Here is a 17374-nt window from a genome sequence, read left to right as displayed (position 1 = left end):
TTAGGTCCACCCCGCCATGACGAGTGCAACGTAGGTCCCCTGCGCGATGAGCGCCACGCTCGCAATGGTAAGGACTGCAAGCACGACTTTCTTTTGGGTACCTTTGAGTCCCTGATTGACCAGCGCGTTGTAGACGCCGTTGACGCCGTGGAACGTCCCGGCGACCAGGAACAGCACCATCGTCAGGAAGTAACCGACGTTTTCCATTCGGGCTTGCGTGCTGGCGAACGTCACGTCCGCCGCGTGGTTGACGAAGTGCAAGAGGAAGAAGTGGAACGCGAGCACGACGACTAAGAAGGCCGCCGTAATCCGCTGGAGGAGCCACGTCGTCCCGCCCGGCGTGAACGAGGAGTATCGTTCCGCCATTAGATCGTCACCCCGTCCATGAAGGTTGGAACGCTTGCGATGGTGATGATCGCCGTCAGGACAAGTGAGGCGTAGAAACTCTTGTCCTGTGCGTCGAGTCCGACGCCGAGGTCGACCATCAGCAGTCGGAGTCCGTTCAGGATATGGAAGACTGCCACCGCAAGCAGTCCAACCTCGAGCACTCGGATGATAAAGAGACTTTCGAGACCTTGAATGGTGTTCGTGTACGCTTCGGGGCCGGTGACGGCGCTACTCAGCACGGCGATGTGGGTGAACAGGTAGCCGATCAGCATCCACCCGGTGAACTTGTGGAAGATCCACGCCCACATGCCGGCCGAGAACTCCTTCCAGCGACCGAAGTCCTCGATGAGACCGCGATTGTAAGACTGACTCATACGCTCATGTGGTTCGTTAGACCGCTGGGGTATAGAAGTTACTTTTGTCGCTCCCGCTGACCGGTTGATCACGAAAAGTTCGTCGCTTCCGAGTTAATCTATTTAGCAACTCTGAATCGAGGGAGTCAGGGGTCGAACTCGTCGCGTTCCACGCAGACGTGTTCTCATACTGTCGGACAGAAGTTATAGTAAGACGTCGGTCGCGAATTCGCGGCCGTCTCTGAGAGTGACAGCCGCAGGAGCGCGACCGATCTTCGAATCGTGCTATCCGACAGTATTAGGCGGGCATCACTCGAGGGCCGACTCCGAGATTCGACGGTCCGAGCCGGCGTGTTCCATCGTCCGTTCGCGTTCGAGCGCCGTGAGTGTGTCTGGCGTGAGTCCAACGAGGTGGCACAACGGGTTCCCCGGGTAGACGACCGGGTTTTCGAGGACACCGACGATGAGTCCGGTAAACGGTGCTTCGACGGTGACGATGTCCTCTTCTTCTTTGAACGGGTTGGTGATCACACAGATCACCTCGCCCTCTTTGACGAGTTCGCTTCGGCCGCGTTTCATGTCGACGATGCCGCCCGCGTCCGCGCGAATCCAGGTTTTCTCGTTGTCGTCGTCGATGATGGTCCGCCAACCGGGCCAGTGAACTGATGACTCCGGGTGGAGGCCGAACTCGGCGAGGACGCTTGCAACACCAGTCAGCGCACGGTCGATCAGCTGTCGCTGGAACCGGTGTGCCTCGCCCATTTCGATGGTGATCGTCGGAATACCGACCGCCGTCGCCTCCCGGCGGAGCGTACCCGATGGTCCTTCGCCGGCGATGATGACGTTGGAACTGAACGCCTTGGCGACACGAGCCACCTTCTGGTTCTCCATGTTCGCCCGAACGTGCAGCATGTTGGTTCGCCCGCGCGTGGACGTATGGAAATCAAGCCCGATATCACAGGGTTCGATGAAGTTCGTAAAGATCTGATGGGCCATCCGCCGTGCACTCGTCGACCCCTCGCGGCCGGGGAACGAGCGGTTCAGGTCCCGATCGTAGATTGGCAGATACCGCTCCTGTGCGAGAAAGCCGTGGACGTTCATTACGGGCAGACAGATCAAGGTCCCGTGGAGATTCGAGTGATCCCAGTCGTGGGCGACCTCGCGGACGACTTCGATCCCGTTGAGTTCGTCGCCGTGGGCCGCTGCCGAGAGAAAGACGGTCGGACCCGGGTGTTCACCGTTGATCACCGTCACGGGGATCCGAACTGGATCGCCGAGATACGTCTCGCTGATACCGTACCGAATATTTGCTGACTCACCGGGGTCAACACGACCACCGTTGTACGTAAACGGCTCGGCGGTGCGATCTGCTCCGTTCGAATCGGGCGGCTCGTCGATGTCGTCGCTCATAGCAGTGTCTCCCCCGGAAGCCATGTGAATCTTCTCCTGTTGGTCCGATGAGCCGCCCTCAGTGTTGATTTTACGGAACCAGCCGTCAGTCTATTGGTCGAAGATCGGGGAAAAAGTCTCCCCGTGGGCATATGTTTTGTATGATGATGTGTTAGCCACAGACATGGAGATTCGTGAAGCGACCGTTGCCGATATCGACGACATCCGCTCGATCGCCCACCGTTCGCTTGGGTCGACGTATACGGACTTCCTCGGTGACGCGACGATCGACGACGCTGTCGAACAGTGGTACGGGGACTCGTTTGCCGACGAACTCGAGGACGATCACTCGCTCGTTCTCGTTCTCGAGCGCGACGGAACCATCGTCGGCTTCTCTCAGAGCGATCTGGTCGGCCAACGATACGACACCGGTCGGATCCTCTGGCTACACATCGACCCCGATTCCCGCGGCGGTGGCACGGGTGTCCGCCTGCTCGTCCGGACCCGGGAGAAACTGCTCGAGGAAGGAGCCGACCAGATCCAAGGGCTCGTCCTCGAGGACAACGAGGGAGGCAACGAGTTCTACCGAGACCATGGCTTCGAGCAGGCGGGCCAGCGCGAGGTCGAAATTGGCGATGAGACGTTTACCGAAAACGTCTACGTCGAAAGCGACCTCGGCGAGGGCGGCTGGGGAGCCGTCGACGAACTCGAGGTCGACGGCGAAACGGTCTACGTGAGCTACGGCGAAGCCTCTCGCGGGGCAAAAGCACCGTTTTACAACGTCTACACGAGCGACGATCGAACGGAGCAGTACGCGCTGCTCTGTGGAAACTGTAATTCGATCGATAACGCGATGGACGCAATGGGACGCGTCGAGTGTAACGCCTGTGGGAACCGTCGAAAAGCGACACGGTGGGATTCGTCGTACCTTTAGGGGCACGTCTCGGTTCGGGATCACAGACCGTGTACACGGACTGATACGGTTTCCTGTCGTCACTGCCCGTCGATCGCCGACCCGTGCTGGCGATCGGCGGGACACAGGGACAGCAATCCGTATGAATGGGACACGGTACGTAGCACTTACCACGTCAGTCAGGGGTGTCTCGAGCGAAACCGACGGCTGACCTCGAATCGATTGAGCAGGCCGAGAACGCGTTGGGGGCCGTCTAGACTTCGAGTAGACGACAGTGCACTGAGGTCGGACGCCGTCGGAGTCCGAAAAAGGGCAGTATAACCGACAGTATCTGCGGTGGTATCGTGTCCATACACCTGTTGTCACCGCATTACAATTTGCTACTCACTCCTCATCTCGAGTCAATCGATCACGCACGCTGTTCGGTCGAACCACTCATCACATGACCTGTATTTCGAATGAATAGACTGGATCACATCGTTCACGGATTCAAGGCAACGCTCGTCGCTCGAGCCGTGTATATGCTCTCGAGTGCGCTATTAATGTTCGTGCTGGCGCGGTATCTCCTCGATCCAGACGGATACGGGACGCTGTACTGGGTGATCGGGGTGCTCGCGATCGTTCAGTTGGTTGCGGATCTCGGTCTCGGGAAGTCCGCAGCCCGATACTTTTCGGAGTACAGCGAGAAAGCGCCGGGGCAGATTCCGCACCTGATCAGAACGACGATCACGTTCAAAATCGTCATCATCTCGCTCGTCGCCTATCTGCTGTTGGTGTTTCACGAACGAATCGCGGTCGCACTGGGTGAGCCAGCAGCGATCCCGTTTCTTGCGGCGGGAGTCATCTACATCACCGTCTTCTCGTTCAGTACGTTCACGCAAATCGCCTTTCAGGGGTTCAATCACCTCGTCTACAGCGCCATCGTGCAGGCGATCAGTGGCGCCGCTCGCCTTGTCTTCGCAGTCGGGTTCGTCCTCATGGGACTGGGTGCGCTGGGGGCCTTTTTCGGCTATATCGTCGGCTATGCGATCTCGGCGGTGATCGGGCTTGGCCTGTTATACTACAAGTTCTACGTCCAGTACGAGCCGGCCGACACGTACGAGGCGGGACTCTCGAAGCGGCTGCTCGAGTACAGCGTGCCGCTGACGGCGACACGCAGCGCAAACGTCGTCGACAAGCAGATCGATACCGTTCTCGTCGGCATCTTTCTGACGCCGACTGCGGTCGCGTTCTACACGCTCGGCAAGCAGATTTCGGATTTCGTCCTCGCACCGGCTGAATCGCTCGGGTTTACCATCTCGCCGAACTTCGGCGAGCAGAAAGCGACGGGCCAACTCGAGCAGGCGCGCCAGATTTACGAGACGTCGCTCTCGCATACGATGTTGTTGTACATCCCGGCGACGGCGGGACTCATCATCGTCGCGGAACCGCTCATCACGATGGTTTTCGGCGGCGATTATGCGGGTGCAGTCCCTGTCTTGCAAATCCTCGCCGTGTTTATCATCCTGCAGGCGATTACGAACCTGACGAGTGACAGTCTGGATTATCTTGGCCGTGCTCGATCACGGGCGATCGCCAAAGGTGGGACATCGGCAGCCAACTTCGGGCTAAATCTCGTGTTGATTCCGATAATGGGCGTCGTTGGTGCGGCGATTGCGACCGTCGCGACACATACGGTGTACGTGGCGGTGAACCTCTATATCGTCCACTCGGAACTGTCCCTGCGACTTCGCCGACTGGCGCGGACAATGGGGCTGATCTGTGCCATTACTGGCGTGATGGCGCTCGCCGTGTTGCTCGTGACCCCACTGGTCTCGAGTCCCGTCATGCTGATCGGTGCGATTGCACTCGGCGCGGTGACGTGGGCGGTCCTCGCCGTCGCGAGTGGGCTCGTCGACCCGCGTGCGATTCGATCGGCGATGACGTGAGCTGTGAGGCGACCGGTGGGGAGACGTACTGGAGGGTGTTCCTCGAGGCCGACCGGCGAACGCATCACCGTATCTGACAGTCTGTGAGAAGACAACACACATGCCGTTGCCGCCGATTCCGCTGCCGTCGGGCGATCATGTGCCTCGACACCTCAGAGTTCTGTCGGTTTCGATGACAGTATACTTTTTGCCTACGTTGCCCTGTACCTCCGTATGGCTGTTGCAGATCCTGTCACTGTCGGGGTATTGAGTCTTCATACGAGCAAAGAGACAAAGGCGATTTTGAACGCGGTCGAGGCACTGGGTCACGATACTGAATGGCTTCGCAATGAGAACACGGCTGTTAGCGTCACCGACGGCGACGTCGTCCTCGAGCCGGACGTCGACATCATCGCGAACCGAATGCTGTTGTCGAACACCGAACAGCCCGCTGAGGAACTCGGGCTTGCGAACACGTTCGCACAGCTGATGCCGATGCTCAACGAGCCGTCGACGGTCCTGACGGCGATGCACAAACTCTCGACGGCGACGACGCTCGCAGCGAACGATGTCCAGACCCCGGACGTCACCCTCGCGCTCAACAGCGAGCAGCTCAACGCCGCACGAAGCAAATACGGTGAGGAGGCCGTCTACAAGACGGCGATTGGGACCCACGGCGGCGGCACGTGGAAGGTCGGCAACGACGAGCCGATCAACGCGAAAGTCGGCAACCGCTATGCGTTCTTACAGGAACTGATCGACCGTGACGGTGCCAAACACCGAGACGTTCGCGTCTACGTCGTCGGCGGCGAGATCATCAGCGCGATGTACCGCTACGCCCCGGACAACGACTGGCGAACCAACGTCGCACTCGGCGGCTCCGTCGAAAACGCGACTGACGACCTCCCCGAGGAGGCCCGAGAGATGGCCCGTCAAGCATCCGACGCCATCGGACTCGACTACGCCGGCGTCGATCTCGTCGAAGGCGACGACGGCTGGTTCGTCCTCGAGGTCAATCCAACGGCGGGATTCAAGGGACTGTACGAGGCGACCCACGTCAGTCCGGCCCCCCACATCGCAAAGCTCGCGATCGAGCGCGCTGGCGGTGAGGTCGACGACGAGCGCGTCCAGGAGCTCTCGAACGTCCTCGACGACTCGAGACCGACGGCTCAGCCGAGTCGGTCGTCCAAATCCGACGCGGAGCCAGCCATCATCGGCTACACCGAGGAGATCGTTCTCTCGGGAACCAGCGGCTCGAAATCCGTGATGGCGAAATCCGACACCGGTGCGACCCGGACGAGCATCGACACGGGTCTCGCAGCGGATATCGGTGCTGGCCCGATCAAGTCCATCACCCGAATCCGGTCCGGCAGCAGCAAGACCGCAAAGAGCCGTCCCGTCGTCGACGTTGTCGTCGGCGTCGGCGGGAACCAGCATACGGTCACTGCAAGCGTCGAAGACCGCAGCCACATGGACTACCCCGTCATTCTCGGTCGTGACATCCTCGAGAACTATCAGGTCGACGTCAGTCGACGGACTGACAGCGACACCCACGATACGCCCGAAGAAGAGGAGTAACCCGCCGTTATCGGCGTCGCCGAACGCTGACGGTCGTTGCTCGCCGTCTCGAGTGGCTTTTCCATTGGATTTCGTGTCCGCTCTCGAGCCGTGCGGTTTCGCACTCGGTTTGACTTGCTTTCACGCTTGCAGCGGTGGATATTCGGTCTCAAGCGACAGCCCGTAACCCAACTATTGAGAAAAATTTTCTCAATCCAATAAATCGCTTGGCCGAGAGCGAAGAGTTCCTTACCGGATTGGGGAATCTTAATATGCGTTCGAAGCAATTGCCAAACGATGACTGGTTCCGACCAAGACTGGTGGCCGAACAAGTTGAACGTAGCGGCACTCGATCAGAACGCTCGTTCAGCCGGTCCGCTGGACGAAGAGTTCGATTATGCCGAGGAGTTCGAGACACTCGATCTCGACGAAGTGAAAGCGGACATCGCGGAGGTGCTGACGACGTCCCAAGACTGGTGGCCGGCTGACTACGGACACTATGGGCCGCTCATCATCCGGATGGCGTGGCACAGCGCAGGTACGTACCGGACCAGCGACGGCCGCGGGGGCGCATCCGGTGGCCGACAGCGCTTTGCACCGCTCAACGCTTGGCCCGACAACGTCAACCTCGACAAGGCACGCCGTGTCCTCTGGCCGGTCAAACAGAAGTACGGCCGCAAACTCTCGTGGGCCGACCTGCTTGTCCTGTCCGGAAACGTCGCCCTCGAGTCGATGGGCTTCGAGACGTACGGCTTCGCCGGCGGGCGTGAGGACGCCTTCGAGGCCGACGAGGGCGTCGACTGGGGTCCCGAAGAGGAGATGATGGGCGACGAGCGCCACGACGAAGAAGGCACCCTCGAGGGTGACCTCGCAGCCGACCACATGGGTCTCATTTATGTAAATCCTGAGGGGCCGGGCGGCGACCCCGATCCAGAGGAGTCGGCGAAGTACATCCGCCAGTCGTTCAAGCGGATGGCGATGAACGACGAGGAGACGGTCGCGCTCATCGCTGGCGGACACGAGTTCGGGAAAGTCCACGGCGCTGCTCCCGACGACAACCTCGGCCCGGACCCGGAAGAGGCACCCATCGACATGCAGGGCCTCGGCTGGGACAACGAGTACGGCACTGGCAAAGGCGACGACACGATCACCAGCGGCCTCGAGGGGCCATGGACCGAGTCGCCAATCGAGTGGAACCACGACTTCTTCGAGAACCTCTTCGAGTACGAGTACGAACTCGACGAGAGTCCCGCCGGTGCCTACCAGTGGACACCGGTGGACGAGGAGGCACAGGGCGCTGCGCCGGCCGCCCACGATCCGGAGGGCAGCCAGACGCCGATGATGCTCACGACGGACATCGCGCTCAAGGCTGACCCCGACTACCGTGAGATCTCGAAGCGCTTCTACGAGAACCCGGAGGAACTCGAGGAAGCATTCGCGAAAGCCTGGTTCAAGCTCATTCACCGTGACATGGGCCCGACAGAGCGGTATCTCGGTCCCGAGGTTCCCGAAGAGGAGTTCCTCTGGCAGGACCCGCTCCCTGAGGCCGATTACGACCTGATCGGCGAGGAAGAGATCGCCGACCTCAAAGCGAAAATCCTCGAGTCGGAGCTGTCCGTTTCCGAGCTGGTCAAGACCGCTTGGGCGTCTGCCTCGACCTACCGCGACAGCGACAAACGCGGTGGCGCAAACGGTGCCCGCGTCCGGCTCGAGCCCCAAAAGAACTGGGAGGTCAACGACCCCGAAGAGCTGGCGACGGTGCTGTCGGTCCTCGAAGAGATCCAGGACGACTTCAACAGCTCGCGGTCCGACGACGTGCGCGTCTCGCTTGCCGACCTGATCGTCCTTGGTGGCTCCGCCGCCGTCGAACAGGCCGCAGCAGACGCCGGCTACGACGTCGAGGTGCCGTTCGAACCGGGTCGAGTCGACGCGACGGCCGAGCAGACCGACATCGAGTCCTTCGAGTGGCTCGAGCCGGACGCCGACGGGTTCCGCAACTATCACACAGAGGGTGACGTGATGGACCGCTCGGCAGAGGAACTGCTGGTCGACAAAGCCGACCTCCTGTCGCTGTCGACCACCGAGATGACGGCGCTGGTCGGCGGCATGCGCGCACTCAACGCCAACTACGGGAACACAGACCTCGGCGTCTTCACCGACGAGCCGGAGACGCTGAACAACGACTTCTTCGAGGTCTTACTCGACATGGGCTACGAGTGGGAAGCGGCCGACGAAGACGAGGACGTCTTCGAACTGCGCGACCGCGAGACGGGCGACATCGAGTTCAAAGGCTCCCGCGTGGACCTCATCTTTGGCTCGAACTCCCGACTCCGTGCCATCGCGGAGGTCTACGGCGCCGAAGACGGCGAGGAGCAGTTCGTTCAGGACTTCGTGGACACCTGGAGCAAAGTGATGAAACTCGACCGCTTCGACCTCGAATAACGCGACCCTGCGACACAGCTGACTCGCGTTCCGTTTTTGTGGCACTGTAGGCTGCCTCGCTCGGATACCGTTCCGAGCGCGAGCTGTAAGCTGGTCGAGAGCGGCTGTTTCGACTACTCGTCGTCGCTCTCGAGGACCACTTCGTCGTCGGTGATCTGATCGATCGCCGACGAATCGACGGGATAATCGTCGTCACCGTGTCCACCCCAGTTTAGTCGTGCCTTGAGTCGGTCCGTCAGTCCCGGCTCGGGGTCGATGTACGCCGTCTGACCCTCGACTTCTGCGACGATGCCGATTTGTTGGCCCGTCTCGTCGACGACGTCTTTGCCCTGATCGTCACTCGAGAGTTCGACTGGCGTATCGACGGTCGGCGTATCCGTTCCTGCACTGGCTTCCGTTTCTGCCGTCGTGTCGGTCGCACCGTACTCTTCGACGTCAATGATCTCGCCCTCGAGGACGTCGCTGCTGACCACCGTTGACTCGAGCAGTTCGGTCTCCTCAAGCGTAAAGCGCATCTGCGTCCGTTCATCGATCTGTTCTTCGATGGTGCGGCGCTCGATCAGTTCGCTTTGGACGATGTCGCCTTCGGTGCGCTTGCTCCGGATGACCTCTTGGTCGACAACCTCGTCCGCAGTGACGTCTGCGCGCACGACATTGCTCTCGAGGATCGAGCGCTGGACGCTCTCGAGTTCGATATTCGTCTCGATCTCGTCGTGCTCGAGTTCCTCGCGTTGTTCGATGTCGACGTCGACCACCTGGCTCTCGATCGTGTAGCGTTCGATCTCCTCGATCGTCTCGAGACGCGTTTCGTCGGTGACCACCTCGATGACGTCGTCGCTGACGAACTCGGTGTCAACGAGTTCTCGGCTCAGTAGTTCCGAATCGACGACCCGGCGCTCGGCGAGTTCGGTGTCGACGACCTCGCTCTCGATCGTATCGCGTTCGACGACCTCGGTCTCGACGACCTGCGTCTCGACGATTTCGGTCGTCACTGTCTTGCCTTCTCGGAGTTGATCCTCGAGTTCGTTGCGGCCAAGGGACGCGCGATCGAACGCCGCCTCGCGTTCGACGATTTCGAAGTGGCCCAGTTCCTCACCCGAGGGGTCGTCCTCGTGGTAGACGAACACCAGGTTCTCGTTGTCGAACGTTTCTATGAACTCGTCCCAGGTGTACTCCTCGTGGTCCGCTTCGAGTTGGCCCTGTCGGGCGAAGGAGTAGCCGTGATCGTCGCTGTCTCGAATCGTTACAGGAACAGCGTCGTGGGCTTGCGCCCACTCCCGGATTCGCTCGGGATCGGTAGTTATTCGTCGCTGTTCGGGTCCGTCGTCGGGTGTCTCGTTTGCCATCTCGATTACCCACCCGGGCGAGTCGAACTTTAGTCAGCGGGGCCGTCTCAGCCGGTCAGTTTCTTATTTCTTCCGACCCCTTTTCTGGCTTGCACGGTCGAGGATGTAATCATCGCTTGTCTGCTCAGCGAATTCGGCTGATGGTGCTCGAGGCGAGGACAGTGGTCTATTACTGCTGGCGGCACCACCAGTGGCTCACTCGAACACTGTTTCAGTCAGTTCGCTACCGAGCAACGTTCTTTTGCATACTCGAGCCGACGATTCACTGAGAATGTCCGTCCCCGATCCCGACCGCGATCCAGAGGCCGTCCTTCGGACCGATCCCGTGATGGCGGCTGTCATCGACCGCCGCGAGCCACACCCGCTCGATCCGAACCCCGACGAGTACGAACGCCTCTGCGTGTCGATCATCAACCAGCAGCTGTCGACGGCGAGTGCTGCTGCGGTCCGCGAGCGCGTCTTCGACGTCCTCGGTGGCGAAGTAACTCCCGAGGCGGTCCTCGCCGCATCGAGGGACGACCTGCGCGATGCTGGACTCTCCCGAACGAAAGTCGACTACGTCGAAAACGCCGCTCGCGCGTTTCAGGAGCGGGATCTCACGCGCGAGGGGCTCGCAGACCACACGAACGAGGACGTCCGCCGCGAACTCACCCGTATCAAAGGAGTCGGTGACTGGACCGCCCGCATGTACCTCATGTTCGTTCTCCAGCGACCCGACGTGTTGCCGCTGGGTGACCTCGCCGTTCGTCGTGGGATCGAACACCTCTACAACGACGGCGAAGCGTTGTCACGAGCCGAGATGCGCGCGATCGCCGACCCCTGGCGACCGTACCGCAGTCTCGCCTCGCGATACATCTGGGCGGAGTACGAGGCCTGAGTGCTCACTCGAGATGGTGATAGTCGAGTTCGTACCCTTCCTCGAGCGCCTCGCGGACTGGCTCGCTGGGTTCGGCGACCCCGCGCCGTTTGATCGAGAGCCCGCCCGCGTCGGCAGCGACGACGAGGTTCTGTCGCCAGTCAGGCTCCGTTTCCGGGTAATCCGCCCGGTAGTGTGCGCCGCGGGATTCGGTTCGCTCGAGGGCCGTCCGGAGCAACACCTCGGCGACGGTGAGGCTCACGGAGAGGTCGACGGCGTACTCGAACGACCGGGAGGTGCGGTCGCCGTCGACCCGGAGGTCGGCGGTCCGCGCGCGGAGAGCCTCGAGTCGGTCCAGCCCGTCGTGCAGCCCCGCCTCGTCGCGGAGGATGCCGGCGTGGGTCCACAGCAGGTCACCGAGTTCCTCGAGCAGCGTCTCAGGCGTGACGTCGCCGTCCGAGGCCGCAAGCTCCGCGAGTGCGGCAAACTCGCGTTCGGCCAGTGCTCGCTGGCCGTCAGTGATCGTGGGGTCGTGGTCGTCGGCAGCGACCTGTTCGCTGACGTGTTCGCCGACGAGTTTTCCGATGGCAACGGTTTCGGCAAGCGAGTTGCCGCCGAGACGGTTCGCGCCGTGGACGCCCGCGACGGCCTCGCCGACCGCGTACAGTCCGTCGACGCCGGTCTCGCCGGTCTGGAAGTCGATATCGACACCCCCCATCGTGTAGTGGGCCGTCGGCCCGACCTCCATCGGCTCGTCCGTGATTTCGACGCCGAGCTCGGCGAATCGGTCGACCATCGTCGGCAGTCGCTCGCGGATGTACTCGGGGTCGCGATGGGAGATATCGAGGTAGACGCCGTCGTTCTCGGTTCCGCGCCCCTCCCGAACCTCTTGGGCAATCGCGCGTGCAACGACGTCTCTGGCGTCGAGTTCCATCTGATCCGGCGAGTAGCGCTCCATGAACCGCTCGCCATCTGCGTTGTAGAGTCGGCCACCCTCTCCGCGAACGGCTTCCGTCACGAGTCGGCCATCCCACTCCTCGCCGTAGCGTTCCCCGACCATGCCAGTGGGGTGGAACTGGACGAACTCCGTGTCGAGCAGACGAGCCCCTGCCTCGAGCGCCAGCGCCTGTGCGTCGCCGTTGTTCTCGTCGTCTCTCGAGGAGTGACGATGATAGGCCGCCGAGAACCCACCTGCCGCCAGCACGACGTGATTAGTCCGGAACAACAGCCCCTCGCCGGTCTCCATGTCGAAGCCGACCGCACCATCGACGCGGGAGCCATCAGAGAGCAGGCGCGTGATCATCACGTTCTCGCGGTAGGGGATCTCGAGCGCCTGCGCGCGGTCGATCAGCGTCTCGAGCATGGCTTCGCCGGTTCGATCGCCGACGAAACAGGTTCGGCGGTAGGACTGCGCGCCGAAGTAGCGCTGGTTGATCTTCCCGTCGTCGGTCCGAGCGAACGACACCCCCCACTCGTCGAGCTCTCGGATTCGGTCGGGCATGTGTCTGGCCGTTAGCTCGACGGCCTCGGGGTCGTTCAGGTGGTGGCCCTCGTTCAGCGTGTCCGCGGCGTGGATCGGCCAGTCGTCGTCGGGATCGAGCGAGCCGAGCGCGGCGTTGATCCCGCCGGCGGCCCACGTCGTGTGTGCGTCGCCGTAGTCGCGTTTGCCGATGACGAGCGGCTCGAGGCCCGATTCGGCCAGTTCGATGGAGACTCGAGCCCCGGCAGCGCCTGCACCGATGACGAGGACGGGCGTCGTGACGACGTCGTACTGGACCTCGCGGTCGCTATCGGCTTCGTCTCCGCCCTGTGGCAGCCGTCCATCGACGCCGCCGTGGTCGTCGGCCGTCGGTACACCGTGGTCGGCAGGCGGTAGGTTTGTCATCACGAAACAGTATGGGCTGGCCGGATATAGGCCGCACACCAAACTACGCAGGTGGGCGTAAACGAAGGGTACGGACAGTTATACGGTGGATTTAGCATGACAGAGAGACTACTGTGAAAGCGGATGCAGCCGGTCGTTCACCTCGTCGTCGGCTACTGCTGCTATGCGGCGTACACACGGTTCGATCGTGGCGAACCACCGTCGATAGCACCTGCAGGGGTCGCCATCGTCGGTGCGGCGGTGCCGGATCTGCTCGACAAGCCGCTTTCCTCGGCAAGTGTCGTTCCCGTCGGGCGCACCATCGGCCACTCGCTTCTGTTTGCCGTCCCGCTCGTCTTGCTCCTGTGGCTGCTCGCCCGTCGGTTCGATCGGTCCCACCTCGGCGTCGCCTTCGCAATCGGCTACGGTTCGCACCTCGCGACTGACGTTCCGTGGCACGTCATCTCGGGCGACTACCACGAACTCGGCTTTCTGCTCTGGCCCGTCACGCCGATGCCCGCCTACACCGGTGTCAAGCCCCTCGGGACGATTCCGGGAGTCGGTCTCGAGGCGACGACGCTGTGGCTCGAGGCCGTCATCGTTGTGGTCGGTATCGTCGTCTGGTGGCTCGACGGGCGGCCGGGACTCGGTATGCTTTGGCAAGCGATCGATCGGTGAGCGGACAGACACGTCCGATCCGTGTGAGACGAGCGCCCGCGAACGCCGTGGAAAGCGCGACGAGACCAGTGTCTCCCCGTTTTCAGGCTCGCGGTGAACTCGGCCGTAGTGCTCACGGTCTATGCGTTCATCCAGCGGTTCGGAGATACGGAAGGGGACGGCAGTACCAGCGACACTGACTCAGCCACCTGATCGGACACCAGTCGCGCGACGGGGCATGGGTCAGGGACGCGTTTCGACTCGAGTGTTACCCTCGTGCTCGATACCGGGCGGCGTTTCGGGTTCGACGTTCGCCAGTCGCATCGCGTTGCCAGTCACGCCGAGGCTCATCCCCATGTCGCCGATGACGACCGCGTGGATCACCGTGACGATCCCGAACGGCGCGCCGGCGGCGAGAACAGCTTTGACGGCCAGACTTGACCAGATGTTCTGGCGGATGACGCTGTTTGCCTTGCCCGAGAGGGTAAACAGATACGGCAGGCGCGTCAGATCGTCGCCCATCAGCGCAACGTCGGCCGTCTCGAGGGCCGTATCCGTGCCCGCAGCCCCCATCGCGATACCGACGTCGGCGGTCGCGAGCGCGGGTGCGTCGTTGATGCCGTCGCCGACCATCGCGACCCGTCCTGTCTCGTCTGTGCCGCCGTGGTCGTCCGCGAGCCGGTCGATCCACTCGAGTTTCTCGTCGGGCAGGAGTTCGGCGTGGTACTCGCCGATGCCGACCTCGTCGGCGATCGCGCGGGCCGTACCCTCGTTGTCGCCAGTGAGCATGACGACGCGGATACCCTGTGCTTGCAGGCTCGAGACGGCCCATTCGGCTTCGGGACGCACGCGATCCGCGACGCCGATGACGCCGATGGGCCCGTCTTCGGTGCCGACGATCACGACGGTTTTGCCCTCGGCCTCGAGGTCGGGCACGACCTCGCTCAGGACGTCCAGACAGCCCTCGCGCTCACAGTGGGGCCGGCCACCGCCGGGCGACTCGAGTGTCGTTCCTCCGTCGGTCGTCCGATGTACGTGCTCGAGATTTGCGAGGCCGTCAAAGAGGTCGGGTTTGCCGACGTAGTGGGTCGTGCCGTCGATCTCGGCACGGACGCCTTTCCCCGTCAGCGCTTCGAAGTTCGAGACCGTGTGCTCGCCGCCGGCCACGGCTCCCTGCTCGTCGGCGTAGCCCACGATGGCCTGCCCGATCGGGTGTTCGCTTCGTCGTTCTGCGGCGCTTGCACGCCGGAGGACCTCGGTCTCGGTGGCTCCCTCGAGCCCGATGACGTCGGTCACGGAGAGTTCGCCCATGGTCAGCGTCCCCGTCTTGTCGACCGCGAGGACGTCGCTCGCGCCGACCGCCTCGAGATGTTTTCCACCCTTGATCAAGACGCCGTTTCGCGCGGCGCTGGTGATCCCCGAGACGACGCTGACTGGCGTCGAAATGACGAACGCGCAGGGACAGGCGATGACCAACAGCGTGAGCCCGACAAGAAACCAGTAGCTCCAGGACGCACCCACGAGCACGGGCGGGAGGACCGCAGCCGCGACCGCGCCGACGACGACGAGCGGCGTGTAGACGCTCGCAAAACGATCGACGAACTGCTCGCGCTCGGTCTTTTCGCGTTCGGCGTCCTCGACCATCCGGACGATCCGCGCGATCGTCGACTCGTCGGCCTCGCTTTCGACCTCGACCTCGAGATAGCCCGACTCGAGGATCGTTCCGGCGAACACCTCGTCGCCGGCTGCCTTGTCCGCGGGCACGCTCTCGCCCGTGATCGGGGACTGATCGATCGCACTCGAGCCCTCGCGGACGACGCCGTCGGCGGGAATCTTCTCACCCGGTCGGACGACGACTGTGTCGCCGACCGCGAGGTCGTCGGCCGGAATCGTCTCCTCACTACCATCCGCGCGTTTGACGGTTGCTGTCTCCGGCGAGAGGTCCATCAGTTCCCGCAGCGAGTCGCGGGCCCGATCCATCGAGAATCGCTCGAGCAGTTCGGCGACCGAGAACAGCACTGCGAGCATCGCTCCCTCGAAGGGATGGTGGGCCGCCACGCTGGCGACGATCCCGATGCTCATCAGGAAGTCGATGTCCAGACTCCGATTGCGCGCGGAGTAGTAGCCGTTTCGCAGGATCGGCGTGCCGGCAACCACCACAGCCAGAATAAACAGGAGGTGTGAGAGTTCGTAGGATCGGCCCGCAACCGTGCCAAGCGTCGGATCGAGTGCTGGTAGGACGAACTCGAGAGCCATCCCCACTGTCACGACCGCAGCCCCGACCGCGGTCCCGATGGCTCGACGGCTCTGCCAGACCGGCTGCTCGTCGGCGACGACCTCGGTGCCGTCCTGAATGGGCGTTGCGTCGTAGCCGGCAGCGCCGATCGCGTCGGCGACCGACTCGGGGTCGGTTCCGTCGGCGACTGAGACGGTGACACGGCCCGACGTCGGCCGCGTCTCGATCTCGCCGACACTGTCGGCGCTCTCGAGGGCGTTCTCCACTTTGCTGGCACACGAGGCACAGTCCATGTCAGGGACCGATAGCGTCAGTTCGGACGCCGAGTCGACGATTTCGTAGCCGGCCGCACGGACCCGCTCGCGGATTTCGGCGTCGCTCGTCTGCGTCGGATCGTACTCGACGATGAGGCGACCGCTCGTCACCCGCGGCTCGATCCCGTCGATTCCCGACAGCCGTTCGACGCTGTTTGTCACCTTCCCGGCACAGGACGGACAGTCCATCTCCGGCACCCGCAACTCGAGCGTGTGACTCGAGTCAGGTGGTGTGGACGGCGATGACTCACTCATTAGCTGCCAGTAATCGCTCGTCTCCCATACCACTTATTTGGCGTGCGCCAACTTCGGCGTCGCTCCGTCCGATCCGTTGTCGGCGACCCTCGAATCGCTTACAGCTCCGCAGGTAGTGCCTCGAGCGATTCTTCGTTGGCGACGAACGCCGTCGCGAGACTGGCTTCGGCCCGTCGAAGCCGGTAAGACAGCGTCGACCGCGGCACATCCAGTCGGTCGGCGAGTTCGGAGAGGTCGATCCGTCGGGGGGTCTCGTAGTAGCCGTACTCGACGGCCGCCTGCAGCGCGTCCCGTTGTTCGCTCGGTAGTGACTCGTCGCGGTCAGCGGCGACACCGTTTCGTTCGGGGTCGAGTTCTGTCAGCCGCAGCATCTCCATCCCTGCACACTCGCCGACTTCCTCGCCCAGTGCGTCGAAAAACTCGTGGATCGGCGCGTCGCTCCCGAGGACGATCCGCCAGCGGTACCGGCGCCCCTCGCGATAGGTCTCGAACAGCAGTCCCTCGCCAAGATACTCGAGGGCAACGTGGGGAACCGACGTACAGACCTCCGTGCGATCCCAGTAGGTGTAGACCACCAGCGTGTCACTCGAGCGATCGAGTACCTGCACCTCACACTCGGCCCCACAGTCGTCTTTGACGAGACAGTCCGCGAAGAAGTCGGCCGTTTTGTAGGCCTCCTCGAGCGCCTCGAGCGCCTCCGGCGGCCCCTCGGCGTGGTCGACTCGCCAGAGGCTGTCCGCGGTGACGTGACACGACAGCGACCGAATCGATGCCGCCGGATACTCGGCGAGGACGTCGGCCACTGGGTTCGTGTCCGTCTCGTACTCGAGGGCGAAGACGAATTCTCTCATTGAATGTAAAAGGGGCTCGCGCGCCAAAGGGGTTTCTCGGTGGATGG

The 17374-nt window shown here is 62.5% G+C and carries 13 protein-coding genes; 6 read left to right on the top strand and 7 right to left on the bottom strand.

Features of this window, described 5'->3' with window-relative positions:
* The 3 genes from C495_RS10930 to C495_RS10920 form a co-directional block, all read right to left on the bottom strand.
* Complete coding sequence (locus C495_RS10930) at nt 1-366, bottom strand: succinate dehydrogenase hydrophobic membrane anchor subunit (RefSeq protein WP_008162857.1); 366 nt, start codon at nt 364-366, stop codon at nt 1-3.
* Nucleotides 366-761, bottom strand: a complete 396-nt coding sequence (gene sdhC / locus C495_RS10925) for a succinate dehydrogenase, cytochrome b556 subunit (protein ID WP_008162854.1) — start codon at nt 759-761, stop codon at nt 366-368. The genes C495_RS10930 and sdhC overlap by 1 nt, the downstream gene beginning before the upstream one ends.
* Before the next feature lie 288 nt (nt 762-1049).
* Nucleotides 1050-2150, bottom strand: coding sequence for a succinylglutamate desuccinylase/aspartoacylase family protein (locus tag C495_RS10920; RefSeq protein WP_008162852.1), 1101 nt, complete (start codon nt 2148-2150; stop codon nt 1050-1052).
* A gap of 163 nt (nt 2151-2313) precedes the next feature.
* On the opposite strand from C495_RS10920, the gene C495_RS10915 reads away from it, so the two are divergent.
* The 4 genes from C495_RS10915 to katG all read left to right on the top strand — a co-directional run bounded on the left by C495_RS10915 (nt 2314) and on the right by katG (nt 8948).
* Nucleotides 2314-3063 (top strand): GNAT family N-acetyltransferase, encoded by a 750-nt coding sequence (locus C495_RS10915; protein ID WP_008162850.1) that lies wholly within the window; start codon nt 2314-2316, stop codon nt 3061-3063.
* 437 nt (nt 3064-3500) lie between these two features.
* Entirely contained in the window at nt 3501-4970 is a 1470-nt protein-coding gene (locus C495_RS10910) for a flippase (protein WP_049890280.1), read from the top strand.
* A 213-nt stretch (nt 4971-5183) separates the two neighbouring features.
* A complete protein-coding gene (locus C495_RS10905) occupies nt 5184-6527 on the top strand; it encodes a RimK family alpha-L-glutamate ligase (protein ID WP_049890279.1) in 1344 nt (447 codons plus the stop codon).
* A 276-nt stretch (nt 6528-6803) separates the two neighbouring features.
* Entirely contained in the window at nt 6804-8948 is a 2145-nt protein-coding gene (gene katG / locus C495_RS10900; RefSeq protein ID WP_008162844.1) for a catalase/peroxidase HPI, read from the top strand.
* A 113-nt stretch (nt 8949-9061) separates the two neighbouring features.
* Here the strand turns inward: katG and C495_RS10895 are convergent, their stop codons facing one another.
* Nucleotides 9062-10294 carry a hypothetical protein gene (locus tag C495_RS10895; RefSeq protein ID WP_008162842.1) on the bottom strand — a complete coding sequence of 411 codons (1233 nt, stop codon included), beginning with the start codon at nt 10292-10294 and terminating at the stop codon, nt 9062-9064.
* Between the two features lie 271 nt (nt 10295-10565).
* Here C495_RS10895 and C495_RS10890 point away from each other — a divergent pair, with 271 nt between their 5' ends.
* Nucleotides 10566-11171, top strand: coding sequence for a DNA-3-methyladenine glycosylase family protein (locus tag C495_RS10890; protein ID WP_008162840.1), 606 nt, complete (start codon nt 10566-10568; stop codon nt 11169-11171).
* 4 nt (nt 11172-11175) lie between these two features.
* Here the strand turns inward: C495_RS10890 and C495_RS10885 are convergent, their stop codons facing one another.
* Nucleotides 11176-13035: an L-aspartate oxidase gene (locus tag C495_RS10885; protein ID WP_008162838.1), complete on the bottom strand. Its 1860-nt coding sequence runs from the start codon at nt 13033-13035 to the stop codon at nt 11176-11178.
* A 123-nt stretch (nt 13036-13158) separates the two neighbouring features.
* On the opposite strand from C495_RS10885, the gene C495_RS10880 reads away from it, so the two are divergent.
* Nucleotides 13159-13692 carry a metal-dependent hydrolase gene (locus C495_RS10880; RefSeq protein ID WP_008162837.1) on the top strand — a complete coding sequence of 178 codons (534 nt, stop codon included), beginning with the start codon at nt 13159-13161 and terminating at the stop codon, nt 13690-13692.
* Nucleotides 13693-13914: 222 nt separating this feature from the next.
* Here the strand turns inward: C495_RS10880 and C495_RS10875 are convergent, their stop codons facing one another.
* Entirely contained in the window at nt 13915-16476 is a 2562-nt protein-coding gene (locus tag C495_RS10875) for a heavy metal translocating P-type ATPase (protein WP_049890278.1), read from the bottom strand.
* Nucleotides 16477-16574: 98 nt separating this feature from the next.
* Nucleotides 16575-17327: a helix-turn-helix domain-containing protein gene (locus C495_RS10870; protein WP_008162832.1), complete on the bottom strand. Its 753-nt coding sequence runs from the start codon at nt 17325-17327 to the stop codon at nt 16575-16577.
* Nucleotides 17328-17374: the final 47 nt, after the last annotated feature.

Source organism: Natronorubrum sulfidifaciens JCM 14089 (assembly GCF_000337735.1).
Taxonomy (GTDB): Archaea; Halobacteriota; Halobacteria; order Halobacteriales; family Natrialbaceae; genus Natronorubrum; species Natronorubrum sulfidifaciens.
The sequence above is the reverse complement of the archived record's forward strand: the minus strand, read 5'-3'. Positions and strand labels throughout refer to the sequence as shown.

Excerpts from the sequence above, each read along its gene's own strand:
- C495_RS10870 (WP_008162832.1), bottom strand. The coding sequence starts at position 17,327 with ATGAGAGAATTCGTCTTCGCCCTCGAGTACGAGACGGACACGAACCCA.
- C495_RS10880 (WP_008162837.1), top strand. The coding sequence starts at position 13,159 with ATGCAGCCGGTCGTTCACCTCGTCGTCGGCTACTGCTGCTATGCGGCG.
- C495_RS10910 (WP_049890280.1), top strand. The coding sequence starts at position 3,501 with ATGAATAGACTGGATCACATCGTTCACGGATTCAAGGCAACGCTCGTC.
- C495_RS10915 (WP_008162850.1), top strand. The coding sequence starts at position 2,314 with ATGGAGATTCGTGAAGCGACCGTTGCCGATATCGACGACATCCGCTCG.
- C495_RS10920 (WP_008162852.1), bottom strand. The coding sequence starts at position 2,150 with ATGAGCGACGACATCGACGAGCCGCCCGATTCGAACGGAGCAGATCGC.
- C495_RS10885 (WP_008162838.1), bottom strand. The coding sequence starts at position 13,035 with ATGACAAACCTACCGCCTGCCGACCACGGTGTACCGACGGCCGACGAC.
- katG (WP_008162844.1), top strand. The coding sequence starts at position 6,804 with ATGACTGGTTCCGACCAAGACTGGTGGCCGAACAAGTTGAACGTAGCG.
- sdhC (WP_008162854.1), bottom strand. The coding sequence starts at position 761 with ATGAGTCAGTCTTACAATCGCGGTCTCATCGAGGACTTCGGTCGCTGG.
- C495_RS10930 (WP_008162857.1), bottom strand. The coding sequence starts at position 366 with ATGGCGGAACGATACTCCTCGTTCACGCCGGGCGGGACGACGTGGCTC.
- C495_RS10875 (WP_049890278.1), bottom strand. The coding sequence starts at position 16,476 with ATGAGTGAGTCATCGCCGTCCACACCACCTGACTCGAGTCACACGCTC.
- C495_RS10890 (WP_008162840.1), top strand. The coding sequence starts at position 10,566 with ATGTCCGTCCCCGATCCCGACCGCGATCCAGAGGCCGTCCTTCGGACC.
- C495_RS10895 (WP_008162842.1), bottom strand. The coding sequence starts at position 10,294 with ATGGCAAACGAGACACCCGACGACGGACCCGAACAGCGACGAATAACT.
- C495_RS10905 (WP_049890279.1), top strand. The coding sequence starts at position 5,184 with ATGGCTGTTGCAGATCCTGTCACTGTCGGGGTATTGAGTCTTCATACG.